General features: G+C 68.9%; 17 protein-coding genes. 4 read left to right on the top strand and 13 right to left on the bottom strand.

Annotated features, from left to right (window positions below; all coding sequences use genetic code 11):
- Nucleotides 1-228 precede the first annotated feature (228 nt).
- Nucleotides 229-804, top strand: a complete 576-nt coding sequence (locus ED92_RS24735) for a dihydrofolate reductase family protein (protein ID WP_037342328.1) — start codon at nt 229-231, stop codon at nt 802-804.
- 33 nt (nt 805-837) lie between these two features.
- Here ED92_RS24735 and ED92_RS24730 read toward each other — a convergent pair whose 3' ends face one another.
- Nucleotides 838-1,131 carry a hypothetical protein gene (locus ED92_RS24730; protein WP_051972394.1) on the bottom strand — a complete coding sequence of 98 codons (294 nt, stop codon included), beginning with the start codon at nt 1,129-1,131 and terminating at the stop codon, nt 838-840.
- Nucleotides 1,132-1,164: 33 nt separating this feature from the next.
- Nucleotides 1,165-2,271, bottom strand: a complete 1,107-nt coding sequence (gene rlmN, locus ED92_RS24725; protein WP_016336213.1) for a 23S rRNA (adenine(2503)-C(2))-methyltransferase RlmN — start codon at nt 2,269-2,271, stop codon at nt 1,165-1,167.
- A 176-nt stretch (nt 2,272-2,447) separates the two neighbouring features.
- On the opposite strand from rlmN, the gene ED92_RS24720 reads away from it, so the two are divergent.
- Nucleotides 2,448-3,059 (top strand): PadR family transcriptional regulator, encoded by a 612-nt coding sequence (locus tag ED92_RS24720; RefSeq protein WP_037342635.1) that lies wholly within the window; start codon nt 2,448-2,450, stop codon nt 3,057-3,059.
- Here ED92_RS24720 and ED92_RS24715 read toward each other — a convergent pair.
- On the bottom strand, nt 3,005-3,844 hold the full coding sequence (locus tag ED92_RS24715) for a class I SAM-dependent methyltransferase (RefSeq protein WP_037342326.1): 840 nt from the start codon (nt 3,842-3,844) through the stop codon (nt 3,005-3,007). The genes ED92_RS24720 and ED92_RS24715 overlap by 55 nt on opposite strands.
- Before the next feature lie 115 nt (nt 3,845-3,959).
- On the opposite strand from ED92_RS24715, the gene ED92_RS24710 reads away from it, so the two are divergent.
- Complete coding sequence (locus ED92_RS24710; RefSeq protein WP_037342325.1) at nt 3,960-4,805, top strand: VOC family protein; 846 nt, start codon at nt 3,960-3,962, stop codon at nt 4,803-4,805.
- A gap of 11 nt (nt 4,806-4,816) precedes the next feature.
- Here ED92_RS24710 and ED92_RS24705 read toward each other — a convergent pair whose 3' ends face one another.
- From ED92_RS24705 to rpsB, 5 genes are all read right to left on the bottom strand, one after another.
- Nucleotides 4,817-5,713, bottom strand: a complete 897-nt coding sequence (locus ED92_RS24705) for a phosphatidate cytidylyltransferase (protein ID WP_037342324.1) — start codon at nt 5,711-5,713, stop codon at nt 4,817-4,819.
- Complete coding sequence (gene frr, locus ED92_RS24700) at nt 5,713-6,270, bottom strand: ribosome recycling factor (protein WP_037342323.1); 558 nt, start codon at nt 6,268-6,270, stop codon at nt 5,713-5,715. Before frr ends, ED92_RS24705 begins: the two co-directional genes overlap by 1 nt.
- 51 nt (nt 6,271-6,321) lie before the next feature.
- Nucleotides 6,322-7,065: a UMP kinase gene (gene pyrH / locus ED92_RS24695; RefSeq protein WP_005154669.1), complete on the bottom strand. Its 744-nt coding sequence runs from the start codon at nt 7,063-7,065 to the stop codon at nt 6,322-6,324.
- A 93-nt stretch (nt 7,066-7,158) separates the two neighbouring features.
- On the bottom strand, nt 7,159-7,983 hold the full coding sequence (gene tsf, locus ED92_RS24690) for a translation elongation factor Ts (protein WP_016336221.1): 825 nt from the start codon (nt 7,981-7,983) through the stop codon (nt 7,159-7,161).
- A 92-nt stretch (nt 7,984-8,075) separates the two neighbouring features.
- Entirely contained in the window at nt 8,076-8,948 is an 873-nt protein-coding gene (gene rpsB, locus ED92_RS24685; protein WP_007032886.1) for a 30S ribosomal protein S2, read from the bottom strand.
- Nucleotides 8,949-9,329: 381 nt separating this feature from the next.
- On the opposite strand from rpsB, the gene ED92_RS24680 reads away from it, so the two are divergent.
- Nucleotides 9,330-9,935, top strand: coding sequence for a murein hydrolase activator EnvC (locus tag ED92_RS24680; RefSeq protein ID WP_037342322.1), 606 nt, complete (start codon nt 9,330-9,332; stop codon nt 9,933-9,935).
- A 196-nt stretch (nt 9,936-10,131) separates the two neighbouring features.
- Here ED92_RS24680 and ED92_RS24675 read toward each other — a convergent pair whose 3' ends face one another.
- The 5 genes from ED92_RS24675 to ED92_RS24655 all read right to left on the bottom strand — a co-directional run bounded on the left by ED92_RS24675 (nt 10,132) and on the right by ED92_RS24655 (nt 15,223).
- A complete protein-coding gene (locus ED92_RS24675) occupies nt 10,132-11,067 on the bottom strand; it encodes a FliA/WhiG family RNA polymerase sigma factor (RefSeq protein WP_037342321.1) in 936 nt (311 codons plus the stop codon).
- 20 nt (nt 11,068-11,087) lie between these two features.
- Nucleotides 11,088-12,083, bottom strand: coding sequence for a tyrosine recombinase XerC (locus tag ED92_RS24670; protein WP_052120857.1), 996 nt, complete (start codon nt 12,081-12,083; stop codon nt 11,088-11,090).
- 105 nt (nt 12,084-12,188) lie between these two features.
- Nucleotides 12,189-13,328, bottom strand: a complete 1,140-nt coding sequence (dprA, locus tag ED92_RS24665; protein WP_037342319.1) for a DNA-processing protein DprA — start codon at nt 13,326-13,328, stop codon at nt 12,189-12,191.
- Nucleotides 13,325-14,836, bottom strand: a complete 1,512-nt coding sequence (locus ED92_RS24660) for a YifB family Mg chelatase-like AAA ATPase (protein ID WP_037342318.1) — start codon at nt 14,834-14,836, stop codon at nt 13,325-13,327. Before ED92_RS24660 ends, dprA begins: the two co-directional genes overlap by 4 nt.
- Complete coding sequence (locus tag ED92_RS24655; RefSeq protein ID WP_037342317.1) at nt 14,837-15,223, bottom strand: YraN family protein; 387 nt, start codon at nt 15,221-15,223, stop codon at nt 14,837-14,839.
- Nucleotides 15,224-15,377 lie beyond the last annotated feature (154 nt).

The following is a 15,377-nucleotide window of genomic DNA, read 5'->3' as shown; positions in this document are numbered from 1 at the left end:
CGAGTGTCGCCGCCGAGGGTGAAGACCGCCGTGCGGCTGGTCCGTCCGGCCCAGCGCGAAGGAGACTAAGCGGACAACCGTCGGCCGGGTCGGGTTCGCCTTCGTCGACGAACAGCAAGCCGAGGACGGTCTCGCCACCCTCTCGCGAAGATTTTTCCGCCGACGATGTCTATCCGCGCCGCCCGCGTTCGTAGCCAGGGTGAGAGACGAACTCACCGAAGGAGCATCATGACCGCGACCTACACGTTCGACGTCTTTTCCAGCCTCGACGGCTACGGCGCCCACACCGGCGATTGGGGCGGTTACTGGGGCAAGCAGGGCCCCGAATTCCTCGAACACCGCCTCGCCCTGTACTCCGAGGAGCAGCGGATGGTCTTCGGCGCCACGACGTTCCGGGCGAACATGGAGATGCTCAACGCGGAGGTCCCGGACTTCGAGGCGCTGGATCCGTGGGTCTCCCGGCTCAAGCACCTGCCGGCGACGGTCGTCTCGACCACGTTGCGGGAGCCGCTCGACTGGCCGGACGCGACCGTCGTGAGCGGGGACGCGGTCGACGTCGTCGCCCGGCTCAAGGAGGAGTCCGAAGTGCCGCTGCGCTCGCACGGCAGCCTGTCGATGAACCGGGCGCTGATGGCCGCCGGTCTGGTGGATCGCGTGCAGGTGACGGTTTTCCCGGTGATCACCGGGAAAACCGGGGCGGACTCGATCTTCCGCGGTGCGGCCGACTTCGACCTGGAACTGCTCGAGAGCCGGACGTTCGACGGGCGCGTCCAGGAGCTCGTCTACCGGCCGGCTCCACACTGACCATCCACAAAGGACGGTCGCGTCGATTCCCGCCTACGCGGTGATCGACGCGGCCGGTGCCCCGAGCCAGGGCGCCAGCAGGGCTTCGAGGTCGGCGTCCGACAGCGCGTACGGTCCGCCGTGGAACTCGTGCCAGCGCGAAGCGTCCCGCGCCGCCGTGTACTCCACCTCGAACGCCCGCATCAGGACGTACATGAAGGTCACCGAGCTGAATCGCTCACCGAGCAACGTCCTGGCCTCGCGCGCGACACCGGTCGCGCCATGGCCGAGCACGTCCGCGAGCTTCAGCTCCTCCGCAGCCGGATCCAACAGGCTGGGGGCATACATCACGACAATATCTCCATCACTGAAAGGAAGAACTCAGTTCTCGGCGGCGAGCTGACCGCACGCCGCCGCGATCTCCTGACCACGCGTGTCACGTACCGTGCACGCCACACCGCCCGCGTTCACCAGCCGGACGAACTCCCGCTCCACCGGCTTCGGCGAGGCGTCCCACTTGCTTCCCGGCGTCGGGTTCAGCGGGATCACGTTCACGTGCACCAACTGGCCCAGGTGCTGGCGAAGCCGCTTCGCCAGCAGTTCGGCACGCCAAGGCTGGTCGTTGACGTCCCGGATCAGCGCGTACTCGATCGACACGCGGCGGCCGGAAGTGTCCGCGTAATACCGGGCCGCGGACAGGACCTCGTCCACCGACCAGCGCTCGTTCACCGGCACCAGCGTGTCCCGCAGTTCGTCGTCCGGCGTGTGCAGCGAAACCGCCAGGCGCACCTGCATCTTCTCGTCCGCCAGCTTCCGGATCGCCGGCGCGAGACCCACCGTCGACACGGTCACCGAACGCTGACCGATCCCGAGACCCTCCGGCGAGGGATCGGTGATCCGCCGGACCGCCGCCACCACCCGCTTGTAGTTCGCGAGCGGCTCGCCCATCCCCATGAAGACGATGTTCGACAGACGGCCGGGCCCGCCGGGCATCAGCCCGTCCCGCATCACGGCGGCGGCGGAGCGGACCTGGTCGACGATCTCCGCGGTCGACAGGTTCCGGTCGAGACCGCCCTGGCCGGTCGCGCAGAAGGGGCACGCCATGCCGCAGCCCGCCTGGCTCGAAATGCACAGGGTCGCGCGGTCCGGGTAGCGCATCAGCACGCTCTCCAGCAGCGTCCCGTCGTGCGCGCGCCACAAGGTCTTACGGGTGGTCCCGTCGTCACAGGCGAGCGCCTTGATCTCGGTGAGCAGCGTCGGCATCAGATCGCCGACGAGCTTCTCCCGCGACGCCGCCGGGATGTCGGTCATCTCCTCCGGGTTCACCGTGAGCCGCGAGAAGTAGTGGTTCGAAAGCTGTTTCGCGCGGAACGGCTTCTCCCCCAGCTCGGCGACGGCCGCGGCCCGCTCGGCGGCGGTGAGATCGGCGAGGTGGCGCGGCGGGAGGCCGCGCTTGGGCGCGTCGAAGACGAGAGGGAGGGCAGTCATAGCTCACCCAGTGTCCCATGTCCACCTTTCGCGCACCCGGGCCGCCCTGGATCACTGTTTCCCAGATCACGGCGCCACAAGCCTCTGAGACCCAACTCACACGATCAGGGTTGTCGTACGACTGTTTCCGATATATCGTGAACGAGTCGGAACATTACGAAGAGAGGATTCACATCATGCGACGACGACCTTTCCCTCCAGAACACGGCCGACCCGCCTTCGGGCCCTGGGCTCGCGGCGGCTTCGGCGACTTCCCGCCGGGCCCTGGCGGACCGGGCCACCGGCATCGGCACGGCCGTCGCGGCGGCCCCGGTGGACGGCGCGGCAAACGCGGTGACGTCCGTGCCGCGATCCTCGCGCTGCTTTCCGAGCAGCCGAGGCACGGCTACGAGATCATCCGCGAGATCGGCGAACGCAGCGGCGGCTTCTGGAAGCCGAGCCCCGGCTCGGTCTACCCGACCCTGCAGATGCTGGCCGACGAAGGCCTGGTGATCAGCAAGGACGAGAACGGCAAGAAGCTGTTCGAGCTCACCGAATCCGGCCGTACCGCGGCCGAGCAGCAGGACGCCGTCCCGCCGTGGGAGCAGATCGCCCACGACGTCGACCCGGTCGAGGTGAACCTGCGCAAGGCAGGCGCGACCCTGGCCGCGGCGGTCGCGCAGGTCATGCACGCCGGCAGCGAAAGCCAGCAGGCCCGCACCGTCGACGTCCTCAACGAGGCACGCCGGACGATCTACGGAATCCTCGGCGAGGCCGAGGACACCACCCCGGACGAGGGCACGGAGTGATCCGGCACGACGAGGCCGGTGGGCTTGGTGCGCGTATGCACGCGATAGCCCACCGGCAGCGTCACCTGCTTCTCCCCGGCACCTGACGAAACCTCGTTGAGCCGCCGGACCTCCGCGATCGCCTTCGCCGCGACCGGTGCGCTGAACTCGATCTTCAGCACCGCTTCCATCGCGGCGGCGTCTTCGAACAGCCACCGCGTCATCACCTTGCGGCAGTCGAATCCCTGACGGGCGAAGAACTTCTCGACCCCGGGCGGGTCGTAGTGCGGCAGATCCAGCCGCATCCAGCGGCCGTAGGGCTCACTCGTCACATCGAGATCCACGATCATCATCAGCCCACCCGGGCGCAGCACCCGCTCCGCTTCGCGAAGACCGGGTTCGCAACCGGGGCCGAAGAAGTACGCGGTGCGGGCGTGGACGACGTCGAAAGCCGCGTCCGGTAAGGGAAGCCGCTGCGCACGCCCTTGCCGCACCTCGACGTTCGCCAGCCGCTCCACCCGGTTCCGCGCGTCACGCACGAGCGGCTCATGGGGTTCGACGCCGACCACCGACCGCGCAGTCGCGGCGAACCGCGGCAGGTGGAAACCGTCACCACAGCCGATGTCCAGAACGTCCGCCCCCGACCAATCGCGGGCCCCGGCGAGCACGCGCCAGATCTCGTCGTCGACGTCCTGCGCGCGGTTTTCGACCTCGTAGGCCTTTTGGTAGTACCAGATGTTCGGACTCGGCAGCACCTCCTCGCCGCCGCGGCGGGAGGAGGAGAGAGCTCGGGGAAACCAGCGCACGGAAGCTCCAACGAAGGGACGCCGGGCCGGGTTCCGGGGTATCCGGGCCGAAATCTTTGACGGAAACAATGCGGTCAGCGACTAGACTTTACTCCCACCGGTAAGGGAGAACCGCATGTCGCTTGGCTCGGCCGCCCACACTTCCGTCATACCTTCGGGAATCCCCTGCTGGATCGAGCTCGCGTGCAGAGACGAAGCGGCCGCACAAGCCTTCTACAGCGGGCTTTTCGACTGGGAGTTCACCGTTCAGCGTGATCCGGCGACGCCGACCGGCCGGTACTCGATCGCGACGCTGAACGGTGTCCCGGCCGGTGGTCTGTACCGCGCGGGCGCGGAGGGGCCGTCCGGCTGGAGCGTCCACATCTCGGTGCCCCAGGCGGCCGCCGCCGCCGAATGGGTGGACAGTCTCGGTGGCCGGGTCACGCTCGGACCGATGGCGATCCCCCATCGCGGCAGCATCGTCCACGCCATCGACGCGTGCGGCGCGCACGTCGTCTTCTGGGAGCCGCCCGCCACCTGGGAGTTCGCGACCGGGGTGCCGAACACCTTCAGCGGCGCGGATCTCAACACCCACGACGGCGCGGCGGCGGATCACTTCTACTGCCGCCTCTTCAACTACACCAGCCACCAGATCGGCGACGGCGCTTCGCTCGACTACGCCGAATGGCTCATCGAGCACGAACCGGTGCTGTACCGGTACGTCATGGGCTCGGAATACCGGCCGGACACTCCCCCGCACTGGATGGTCTACCTCGCCCTCGATCCGGCTCGGGGCGCGGACGCCGCGGCCGGACAGGCGTTGATGCTCGGCGGTGCCGTCGTGGTCCAGCCCTACGACACCCCGTACGGCCGGATGGCGATCCTCGCCGACCCGGATGGTTCGGTCTTCGCCGTGATCGACCACTCCCGGGCCGTCGAAGGCTGGGGCACCGCCGAAGTCGACGATCCCTACGACGACTGAGCGGGCCGAGGCTAAACGGGGACGAACGCCGAAAGCAGCAACCAGGAGACGACGGCCGAAGGAAGCAAGGAGTCGAGCCGGTCCATCAAGCCGCCGTGTCCCGGCAGCATGTTCCCCATGTCCTTGACGCCGAGGTCGCGTTTGATCAGCGACTCGACGAGATCGCCCAGTGTCGCCGTGCAGACGATCGCCGCGCCGAACAGCACACCCTGCCAGGCGTGGCCATCGAGCAGGAGGCTCAGGGTCAGCGCGCCGGCGACGACACCGGCCACGAGGGAACCGGCGAACCCTTCCCAGGTCTTCTTCGGGCTGATCGTGGGCGCCATCGGGTGTTTACCGCCCAGCACACCGGCGATGTAGCCACCGGTGTCCGAGGCGACCACGCCGATCATGAACGCCAGCACCCGGCCGACGCCGTCCTCCGGCGGGACGAGCATGGCGGCGAAGGCACCGAAAAGCGGGATGTACGCGGCGGCGAAAACCGACGCGCTGATGTCGCGCAGATACCCGTCCGCGCCGCCGGGCAACCGCCACAGCAGGCAGACGAGCACCGTCAGTACGAACGCCGTCAACGCGCCTTCGCGGCCATACGGCCAGGCCAGCCAGATCATCGCCTGACCGCCGACGAGCACCGGGACCAGCGCGATCCGGATGCCCGCCGCGCGCTTCAGTGCCCCGGCCAGCTCGATCGTGCCGACCGCGATGGCGATCGCGATGATGCCGATGAACAGAAAGCGCACGGTGAGCAGGGACGTGACGATCGCCGCGCCCAGCAGCAGCCCCACCCCGATCGCGGCGGGCAGGTTACGGCCGGCGCGGGAAACCTTTTGCGCCGGTTCCGGCTTCTCCGCCGGAACCGGTTCCGGGTTCTCCACCCGATCCTCGCGTTCCTCGCTCACCTGGCTCATCAGACCTCGAGTAGCTCGGCTTCCTTGTGTTTCACCAGCTCGTCCACCTTGTGGGTGTAGGTGTCGGTGAGGTTCTGGAGTTCCTTCTCGGCGTGGACGACCTCGTCCTCGCCCGCCTCGCCGTCCTTCTTGATCCGGTCGAGTTCTTCCTTGGCCTTGCGGCGGACGCTGCGGATCGAGACGCGGGCGTCCTCGCCCTTGGACTTGGCGACCTTCACCATCTCCTTGCGGCGCTCTTCGGTGAGCTGCGGGATGACGATGCGGATCACGTTGCCGTCGTTGCTCGGGTTGACGCCGAGGTCCGACTCGCGGATCGCCTTCTCGATGGCGTTCAGCGAGCTCTGGTCGTAAGGCTTGATCAACGCCATCCGGGCTTCGGGGATGTTGACGCCCGCCAGCTGGTTCAGCGGGGTCGGCGCGCCGTAGTAGTCGACGACAACGCGCGAGAACATCCCCGGGTGGGCCCGGCCGGTGCGTACCGACGACAGGTCCTCCTTGGCGACGGACACCGCTTTTTCCATCTTCTCCTCGGCGTCGAGGAGGGTCTCGTCGATCACGGCAACTCCCGTTGTTGTGTATGCGTACCGATTACGGAGATCAGAGCAGGACTACGCGGGCACCCCGTCGGCGGGGGTGTCGACCAGGGTGCCGATCCTTTCACCGCTGACCGCGCGGGCGATGTTCCCCTCGGTGAGGAGATTGAACACGATGATCGGCATGTTGTTGTCCATGCACAGGCTGAACGCGGTGGCGTCGGCGACCTTGAGGTCCCGTTCCAGCACCTCGCGGTGGCTGATCTCGTGGAACATCTCGGCGGTCGGGTCGCTCTTCGGGTCCGCGGTGTAGACGCCGTCGACGGCCTTCGCCATCAAGACGGCTTCGCAGCCGAGTTCGAGCGCGCGCTGCGCGGCGGCGGTGTCCGTCGAGAAGTACGGCATGCCGACCCCTGCGCCGAAGATGACGACGCGGCCCTTCTCCAGGTGACGCTCGGCGCGGCGCGGGATGTACGGCTCGGCGACCTGCCCCATGGTGATGGCGGTCTGCACCCGGGTGGGCAGGCCTTCCTTTTCCAGGAAGTCCTGCAACGCCAGGCAGTTCATGACGGTGCCGAGCATCGCCATGTAGTCCGCGCGGTCGCGGTCCATGCCGCGCTGCGACAGTTCCGCGCCGCGGAAGTAGTTGCCGCCGCCGATCACGACGGCGATCTGCACGCCCGTCCGCGCCACATCGGCGATCTGCTGGGCGACCGAGTGCACCACATCCGGATCAACCCCGATGGAACCGCCGCCGAACATCTCGCCGCCCAGTTTCAGCAGCACCCGCCGGTATCCGCCTTCGACCCGGACACCCATGTCGCCCTCCCTAATGCTCTGAAACCCGACTGTGCCCCGTCCCCGATGGACGGAGACGGGGCACAGTGGTGGTTCTTGTGTTCCGCGCCTGGATCAGGCCTGGCCGACCTCGAACCGGGCGAACCGGCTCACGGTCACGCCGGCCTCGTCGAGCAGGGCCTTGACGGTCTTCTTGTTGTCCTTGACCGACGGCTGCTCGAGCAGGACGTTGTCCTTGTAGTAGGCGTTGACCTTGCCCTCGATGATCTTGGGCATGGCCTGCTCCGGCTTGCCCTCTTCGCGGGCGGTCGCCTCGGCGACGCGACGCTCGTTCTCGACGACCTCGGCCGGGACCTCGTCACGGGTGAGGTACTTCGCCTTGAGCGCGGCGACCTGCATGGCGGCGCCACGAGCGGCCTCGGCGGCTTCCTCGCCCTCACCGGTGTACTCGATGAGCACGCCGACGGCGGGCGGGAGGTCGGCACCGCGACGGTGCAGGTACGTGGTGGTGGTGCCCTCGTAAGCGGCGACACGGCGCAGCTCGAGCTTCTCACCGATGCGGGCGGCCAGCTCCTGGACCTGCTCCTCGACGGTCTTGCCGTCGAGCGAGGCGGCCTTCAGCTTCTCGACGTCGCTGGTCTTCTCGGCCTTCGCGACCTCGACGATCTTCGCGGCGAGGGCCTGGAAGTCCTCGTTCTTCGCGACGAAGTCGGTCTCGGAGTCGAGCTCGATCAGCACGCCGCCGTCACCGGCGACGAGGCCCTCGGCGGTGGCGCGCTCGGCGCGCTTGCCGACGTCCTTGGCGCCCTTGATGCGCAGGAACTCGACGGCCTTGTCGAAGTCGCCGTCGTTCTCCTCCAGCGCCTTCTTGCAGTTCATCATGCCGGAGCCGGTCAGCTCCCGGAGACGCTTCACGTCTGCGGCGGTGTAGTTCGCCATCGTGGGTGTGTCCGTCCTTTTTCAGGTACGAGAAAGTCTTTTGGGGAATTCACTCGTGGGGCCGCCCGGAGGCGGCCCCACGAGCTGGTGGATCAGGAGGAGGCGGTGGCCTGCTCGGCCGGGGCCTCGGTCGGCGCGTCGGTCGCGGCGGCGGCTTCCTTGGCGTCCGCGGCGGCGGTCTCGGAGCCGGCGAGCAGCTCCTTCTCCCACTCAGCCAGCGGCTCGTCCGTGGCGACGCCCGCCTCGGGCTTGGCGTCGGCGGAGGAACCGTTGCGGCTGGAGCGGGCCATCAGACCGGCGGCGGCGGCCTCGGCCACGACCTTGGTCAGCAGCGCGGCCGAACGGATCGCGTCGTCGTTACCCGGGATCGGGTAGTCGACCTCGTCCGGGTCGCAGTTGGTGTCCAGGATCGCGACGACCGGGATGTTCAGCTTGCGAGCCTCGCCGACGGCGATGTGCTCCTTCTTCGTGTCGACGATCCACACGATGCTCGGCACCTTGGCCATGTCGCGGATACCGCCGAGGGTCTTCTCGAGCTTGTCCTTCTCACGGGTGAGCGTGAGGATTTCGCGCTTGGTCAGGCCGGCGAAACCACCGGTCTGCTCCTGCGACTCGAGCTCCTTCAGGCGGAGGAGACGCTTGTGCACCGTCTGGAAGTTGGTCAGCATGCCGCCGAGCCAGCGCTGGTTCACGTAGGGCATGCCCACGCGCGAGGCCTCGGAGGCGATGGCTTCCTGAGCCTGCTTCTTCGTGCCGACGAACATGATGGTGCCGCCGTGCGCGACGGTTTCCTTGATGAACTCGTACGCACGGTCGATGTACGTCAGCGTCTGCTGCAGGTCGATGATGTAGATGCCGTTGCGCTCGGTGAAGATGTAGCGCTTCATCTTCGGGTTCCACCGACGGGTCTGGTGCCCGAAGTGCACGCCGCTGTCGAGCAGCTGCTTCATGGTGACGACGGCCATTGCCGGAATCAACCTCTTCTGTGTCGTGCGCGCCCGGCTCCGCCGGAACGCGCTTGCTCGGTTCGTCGCTCTCGGCCGGGTGGCCGATCGCCCTGGTGCCGATGCTCGGGCCCGGACCCTGTGGCGAAGTGACCTCAAGGACCGCCGGGCCGTGTGCCCCCGTCTGTCCTGACCCTCCGTGAGGAGATCGGCCATCGGGAGCGCGCACGTGCACGCGAAGTCAGTCCGCTGCCGCGGACCGCGCAAAAGAGTCTACTCCCTGTCGCCACCGGGTACCGCACCGGCAGCCCCTGATGAAGGGGTTGTCCACAACCGCCTCGGTTATCCACAGATTCCCCCGGCGCGCCCCGCCCGCCACGCCGGTCCCCCAGCCTGGAACACATGACCATGACGACCTGTTCCCGCCCTGTCACCAGGCACTCCTTCGCTCTCGACCGCACGGGCGGGAGGCACCGCCGCCCTGGGCGCCCTCGGCGGCTTCCGCGCCTCGCGATCCTCGCGACAGTGCTCGCGATCTTCGCGTCGGCGGCGATGCCGGGAACGGCCAGAGGCGCGCCCTCCCCGCAAGGGCGCCTCTCCTGGCCGCTTTCGCCGGTACCGAGCGTCACCAGGTACTTCGAGCCACCCTCGACGCCATACGGGCCCGGCCATCGAGGCGTCGACCTCGCCGCGGCACCGGGCACGAACGTGCTCGCGGCCGCCGAAGGAGTGGTGATGTTCGCCGGGCAGGTGGCGGGCCGCGGCGTGGTGTCGATCGACCACGACGGAGGGCTTCGCACCACCTACCAACCTCTCGCCCCGACGGTCACCGCGGGTGATCAGGTCTACCGGGGGCAGGTGCTCGGGACGCTCATGGCCGGCCATCCAGGCTGTCCGGAGGCGGCGTGCCTGCATTTCGGCGTCCGGCGGGGTGAGGAGTACGTCGATCCGCTCGCGTTGATCGGCGAGCCGTCCGAGATCCGGCTCAAACCGTGGGAAGGAGATTGAGTGACCGTTGTGGAACGACTCGGCAGCCGAGCCTCGGTGCCTCCACGTGCTTCTTCTCCGCAAGCGCAGTGATCGGCGTGTGTTGGCGGAGGACACGCGTGATCGGACGGCGCACACACGTGATTGGAGGCGGAACACACGTGATTGGGGAGCGAACACGCGTGATTGGAGGCGGAACTCGCCGCGGCGAGCGGGGCTAGGCCTGCTCGACCAGTTTGGCACGCAGTCGCATGACGGCGCGGGTGTGCAGCTGGCTGACCCGTGACTCGGTGACGCCGAGGACCTTGCCGATCTCGGCGAGCGTCAGGCTCTCGAAGTAGTAGAGCCCGACCACGATCCGGTCGCGTTCGGTGAGCTGCGCGATCGCCTGCGCCAGCTGGCGGCGGTTGTCCTGGTCGACCAGGACGGCCACCGGGTCGACGGCGCCGTCGTCGGGCAGGGTGTCGACCAGCGAGCCGCTGTCCTTGCCCGCGGCGACGAGGTCTTCCAGTGCGATGACGCTGGTCAGCTGCATCTGCCCGTAGAACTCGCGCAGATCGTCCACGCTGATTTCGAGCTCGGCCGCGAGTTCGGCGTCGGTCGGTGTGCGGTTCAGCCGGGCGCCGAGGCGTTCCAGGGCGCGCTCGGCCTCGCGGGCCTTGCTGCGGACCGCCCTGGGGACCCAGTCCTGGGAACGGAGATCGTCGAGGATCGCGCCGCGGATGCGCTGCATGGCGTAGGTCTCGAACCGCAGGCCCCTGGCGGGTTCGAACTTCTCGATCGCGTCGACCAGGCCGAAGATCCCGGACTGGATCAGGTCACCGACGTCGACGTGGGTCGGCAGCCCGGTGCCCACCCGGCCGGCGACGTACTTGACGAGTGGGGCGTAGTGCAGCACGAGCCGGTCGCGAACGACCTGGTCCGGCGACTCGGTGAACTGCCGCCACAGCGCCTGGATCCCGGCGTCCACTTCGTAGCCGGACCGTGCTTCGGGTGCGACGGCAGGACCGTCCCCGCCGGGACGATGTTTCCCGGCGGCTTCGGTGACATGTGGGTCGGCGGTCATCGGATCGCCGTTCTCAGCATGCGACTCAGCGTGGTCTCCGTGCTCGTGCGGATGCGCGTGCGCCGCCGGTCCGGGCCGCTGGGTCACCTGCCGAGTTCTCCCCGGCATCATCGGGCCCGGGGGTGCGCGCGGTCGTGGATCGCCTTCAGCCGATCGACGGTCACATGAGTGTAGAGCTGCGTTGTAGCCAGCGTAGCGTGACCAAGCAGTTCCTGAACGCTTCGAAGATCAGCGCCGCCTTCGAGCAGATGGGTGGCCGCGGAATGCCTCAGGCCGTGCGGCCCCATGTCGTTCGCGCCCGGCACCGAACCGACGGCGTCGTGGACGATCCGCCGGGCCGTCCGCGGGTCGAGCCTGCCGCCCCGAGCCCCCAGGAAGAGCGCCGCTTTCCCCGGCTCCTTCGTTTCGACGGCGAGCTTTCCCCTGCCCTCGTCCAGCCATGCCCGCAAGGCCGTTTCGGCGGGGACGCCGAACGGCACGACACGTTCCTTGCCACCCTTGCCCAGCACGAGCACGACCCGGCGGGAGAAGTCGACGTCGCCCACATCCAGCCCGCACAGTTCCGAGACCCGTACGCCGGTCGCGTAGAGCAGTTCCACGATGGCACTGTCCCTCAAAGCCACCGGGTCGCGCTGTTCGGCACCGGCGGCTGAGAAGCGCATGACGTCACTCGCCTGCTCCGCGCGGAGGACGCCGGGAAGCTTGCGATGCGCGCGTGGCGCCACCAGGCGGCCACCCGGATCCGACGCGAGCGCTCCGCCTCGGTGGGCCCAGGCGGTGAAGGTGCGGGCCGCCGCCGCACGCCTCGCCAGCGTCGTCCGGCTGGCCCCTTCCTCGCGTTGCCGGGCGAGCCAGCCGCGCAGTGTCCCGATGTCGAGATCCTCGAACCGGCCGCCGTTGCCATCCACGAAGCCCATCAGCGACACGATGTCGCCGAGGTAGGCACGCACGGTGTGCGCGGACAGTCCGCGTTCCAGGGAGAGGTGCCGCTCGTAGTCGTCGATCAGCTTCCGGACAGGCTCCGGCAGCGCGGCACGGGCGGCGCGCAGATCGGGTCTGCGGGCGCGTTTCCCCGTGCCGTGGGGACCTTCGGTCGACGGCATGCCGATCACGCTGCGCGATGTACGGCGGATGGTCAAGTATCGCCGCACCCTGTTGCGGTGTCCGTGGTCGGATCGTGCCGGGATGGCGTCTCGGGTGTAGGCCAGTCAGGTCTTGGCGGTCCGTTTTCGCCACCCTGTGTCACTCCTTTCCGCGAAGCCGTCGAGTTCCAGTTCGGGAAGCAGCGAGCGGACGCGCTCGACCGGGATGCCCGACTCGGCCGCGAGCCTTTCCTCGGGTCTCGCCGACCGGGTGGACAGCGCGTCGTGCACGCGCAGCGCCTCCGGACCGAGCCGATCGGTGCGGCGGCGCGGTTTCGCCGGATCCGCCCCCTCCGCCCCGAACCGTCCGGCGGTCTCGAGGATCTCGTCGACCGAGGTCACCAGCGTTGCCTCGCCTTCGCGGATCAGCGCGTGGCAGCCGGCGGACATCCCCGACGAGACCGGCCCCGGCATGGCCATCACGACCTTGCCGAGGGCCCCGGCCGTGGTCGCGGTGTTCCGAGCGCCGCTGCGCCTGCCCGCCTCGACCACGACGGTCCCTTCGGTGAGCGCCGCGATGAGCCTGTTCCGGACGAGGAACCGATGCCTCGCGGGCGTCGTACCCGGCGGGTACTCGCTGACCACCGCGCCGACCTTTCCGATGTTGCGCAACAAGGTCGCGTGCTGTGCCGGGTACCCGACGTCGGCTCCACAGCCGAGCACGGCGACCGTCGTCCCGTCCGCGCTCAACGCACCTCGGTGGGCCGCGCCGTCGATGCCGTACGCCGCTCCCGAGAACACCGGGATCCCCCGGCTCGCGAGGTGATAGCCCACTTCGGCCGCGTTGTGCTCGCCGTATCCGGTCGCCGCGCGGGCACCGACGATCGCGATCGCCTGGTCGACCGCTTCGCCGAGCTTGACCGGGCCGCGGACCCACAACGCCAGCGGAGGCGCCATGCCGGAAACGCCCCTGCCCTGCGCCACCGCCAGTGAAAGCAACGGCCAGGCAGGCCATTCGTCGTCTTCGGGGATGACGAGCCTGGTGTCGTCGGCCGCGGCGCGCTCCAGATCCCGCTCGGCGTAGTCGTGCGCTCGCCGGGCGGCCGTTTCGTCACGCACCTTCGGCGGGCAGTCGGCGCGACGCACCCTTTCCGCGGCGACGACAGGGCCGAATTCGCCCACGAAACCGGCCAAAGCGGGTGCCGGGGGCTCGGCCACACGCAGGAGGTACGACCGGGCGAGACGTTCGGCTTCGAGTTCACTCATCCGGATGACCTCTCCCGGAAGTTCAGCGCCGCCGCGACCTCGTCCGGCTCCGGTTTGTCGGCTCCCTTCAAATCGGCGAGCGTCCAAGCGATGCGAAGGCAGCGGTCGGCGCCGCGCGCGGTGATCGCGCCCCGCTCCAACGCGCGGTCCAGCAGCGCCGTGACCTGCGACGGCAGGGCGAACTCTCGGCGCAGCGCGGGACCGGGCACTTCCGCGTTCGTGAGCCAGCCTTGCTCCGCCCAGCGTTTCCCTGCGCGCTCGCGTGCCTCCAGCACCCGCTCCCGAACGGCCGCCGACGCCTCGGGCGGCTCGCTCAAATGCGCGCTGAGCGCGGACAGCGGGCGCAGCCGAACCCGCAGATCCACCCGATCGAGTAATGGCCCGGACAGGCGGCCCAAATAGCGCCTCCGCACGGTCGCCGAGCACGTGCAGTCGGCGTCCTTCGCCGGGGCGCAAGGGCAGGGGTTGGTCGCCAGCACCAGCTGGAAACGCGCCGGGTATCGCACGGCGCCCTTGACTCTCGCGATCCGCACTTCGCCCTCTTCGAGCACCGTGCGCAGCGACTCCAGCCGCTCCGGGCCGAATTCACACACCTCGTCGAGGAACAGGATCCCCCGGTGCGCGCGGCTGATCGCGCCGGGCACGGCCAGGCCGCTTCCGCCGCCGATCAGCGCGGGCACGCTGATCGAATGATGCGGCGCGACGAACGGCGGCACGGTGACCAGCGGTTCGGCGCGGGAGAGCGAACCGTCGATCGAATGCACCGCTGTCACCTGCAGCGACTCTTCGGCGGTCAATCGGGGAAGCAGACCGGGCAGGCGTTTCGCGAGCATCGTCTTGCCCACCCCGGGCGGACCGGTCATGAGCAGGTGATGCCCACCGGCCGCGGCCACCTCCAGCGCCCATCGCGCTTCCGGCTGCCCCACGACGTCGGCGAGGTCGGGTACCTGTGGCGGCGCCTGGACGACGGACGGTTCGGGGAGGGTGAGCTCTCCTTCGCCCTTGAGCCAGTCCACGAAGTCGCTCAGCCGCGCCACTCCGCCGACCTCCACGCCGTCCACGAGAGCGGCTTCGAACAGCGACTCGGCGGGGACGACGGCCCGGCTGTACCCGGCATCGCGCGCCGCCAACAGCCCCGGCAGGACCCCGCGGACCGCCCGTACCCGGCCGTCGAGGGCGAGCTCACCGAGCAGCATGGTGTTCAGCAGCTTCGTGGCGGGGACCGCGCCCGTGGCGGCCATGACCGCCGCCGCGATCCCCAGGTCGTAGCCGGACCCCACCTTCGGGAGATTCGCCGGCGACAGGCCGAGGATCACCCTCTCGTCCGGCCAGGTCCGCCCGGAATTGCGCACGGCGGAACGGACCCTGTCCTTGGCCTCTTTCAGCCCCGTGTCGGGCAGGCCGACCATCGTCACCTTCGGCGATCCGCCGCCGATATCGGCCTCGATCTCGATCATGCGGCCCTCGACGCCGAGAAGCGCGACCGACCATGCCTTCGCCAGCGCCATTCAGAACGCCGCCTTGATATGCCGCACCCGGGGCGGGGCGTCGAGCGAGGCGACGATCGCGATGATGTCGTAGCGGACCGGGGCCCAGCGGAGCATGAACTTGCGCTGCCACTGGTACGCGAGACGGCGGATGCGATCCGCCTTGTCCGGGGTCACCGCCTCGGCCGGGGTGCCGAAACCCAGCCCCGTCCTCGTCTTCACCTCACAGAAGACGAGGCGCTTCCTGTCGGTCGCGATGAGATCCAGTTCGCCGTCACGACAACGCCAGTTGCGGCTCAGGACGACATAGCCCCTCTTCTCCAGATGCCGGACCGCGAGGTCCTCACCCCAGCGGCCCAGTTCGATCCGTGGTGCCCCGGCGGGCGGCTGTTCGGCGATGCTCGTCATCTCGATCCCCCTCAGCGATCGTCACAGTGCGTGTGCGATCGACGCTGCCAGGGTGAGGGGGTTGGGGACAGACCCGATTTCGGCACCTGTGGACAACCGGGGTGTTGTGGATGGTTCGGCCGTCATGGGGGCTTGGCGGGCGGAATCGTCGGTG

The sequence above is a fragment of the Amycolatopsis sp. MJM2582 genome (assembly GCF_000754115.1).
Lineage (GTDB): Bacteria > Actinomycetota > Actinomycetes > Mycobacteriales > Pseudonocardiaceae > Amycolatopsis > Amycolatopsis japonica.
This window is presented reverse-complemented; position numbering and strand designations above follow the sequence as displayed.

What these genes read in the sequence shown, in the direction of transcription:
- ED92_RS24735 (WP_037342328.1), top strand. Translation starts at nt 229, where the DNA reads ATGACCGCGACCTACACGTTCGACGTCTTTTCCAGCCTCGACGGCTAC.
- ED92_RS24730 (WP_051972394.1), bottom strand. Translation starts at nt 1,131, where the DNA reads ATGTATGCCCCCAGCCTGTTGGATCCGGCTGCGGAGGAGCTGAAGCTC.
- rlmN (WP_016336213.1), bottom strand. Translation starts at nt 2,271, where the DNA reads ATGACTGCCCTCCCTCTCGTCTTCGACGCGCCCAAGCGCGGCCTCCCG.
- ED92_RS24720 (WP_037342635.1), top strand. Translation starts at nt 2,448, where the DNA reads ATGCGACGACGACCTTTCCCTCCAGAACACGGCCGACCCGCCTTCGGG.
- ED92_RS24710 (WP_037342325.1), top strand. Translation starts at nt 3,960, where the DNA reads ATGTCGCTTGGCTCGGCCGCCCACACTTCCGTCATACCTTCGGGAATC.
- ED92_RS24705 (WP_037342324.1), bottom strand. Translation starts at nt 5,713, where the DNA reads ATGAGCCAGGTGAGCGAGGAACGCGAGGATCGGGTGGAGAACCCGGAA.
- pyrH (WP_005154669.1), bottom strand. Translation starts at nt 7,065, where the DNA reads ATGGGTGTCCGGGTCGAAGGCGGATACCGGCGGGTGCTGCTGAAACTG.
- tsf (WP_016336221.1), bottom strand. Translation starts at nt 7,983, where the DNA reads ATGGCGAACTACACCGCCGCAGACGTGAAGCGTCTCCGGGAGCTGACC.
- rpsB (WP_007032886.1), bottom strand. Translation starts at nt 8,948, where the DNA reads ATGGCCGTCGTCACCATGAAGCAGCTGCTCGACAGCGGCGTGCACTTC.
- ED92_RS24680 (WP_037342322.1), top strand. Translation starts at nt 9,330, where the DNA reads ATGACCATGACGACCTGTTCCCGCCCTGTCACCAGGCACTCCTTCGCT.
- ED92_RS24670 (WP_052120857.1), bottom strand. Translation starts at nt 12,083, where the DNA reads ATGCCGTCGACCGAAGGTCCCCACGGCACGGGGAAACGCGCCCGCAGA.
- dprA (WP_037342319.1), bottom strand. Translation starts at nt 13,328, where the DNA reads ATGAGTGAACTCGAAGCCGAACGTCTCGCCCGGTCGTACCTCCTGCGT.
- ED92_RS24660 (WP_037342318.1), bottom strand. Translation starts at nt 14,836, where the DNA reads ATGGCGCTGGCGAAGGCATGGTCGGTCGCGCTTCTCGGCGTCGAGGGC.
- ED92_RS24655 (WP_037342317.1), bottom strand. Translation starts at nt 15,223, where the DNA reads ATGACGAGCATCGCCGAACAGCCGCCCGCCGGGGCACCACGGATCGAA.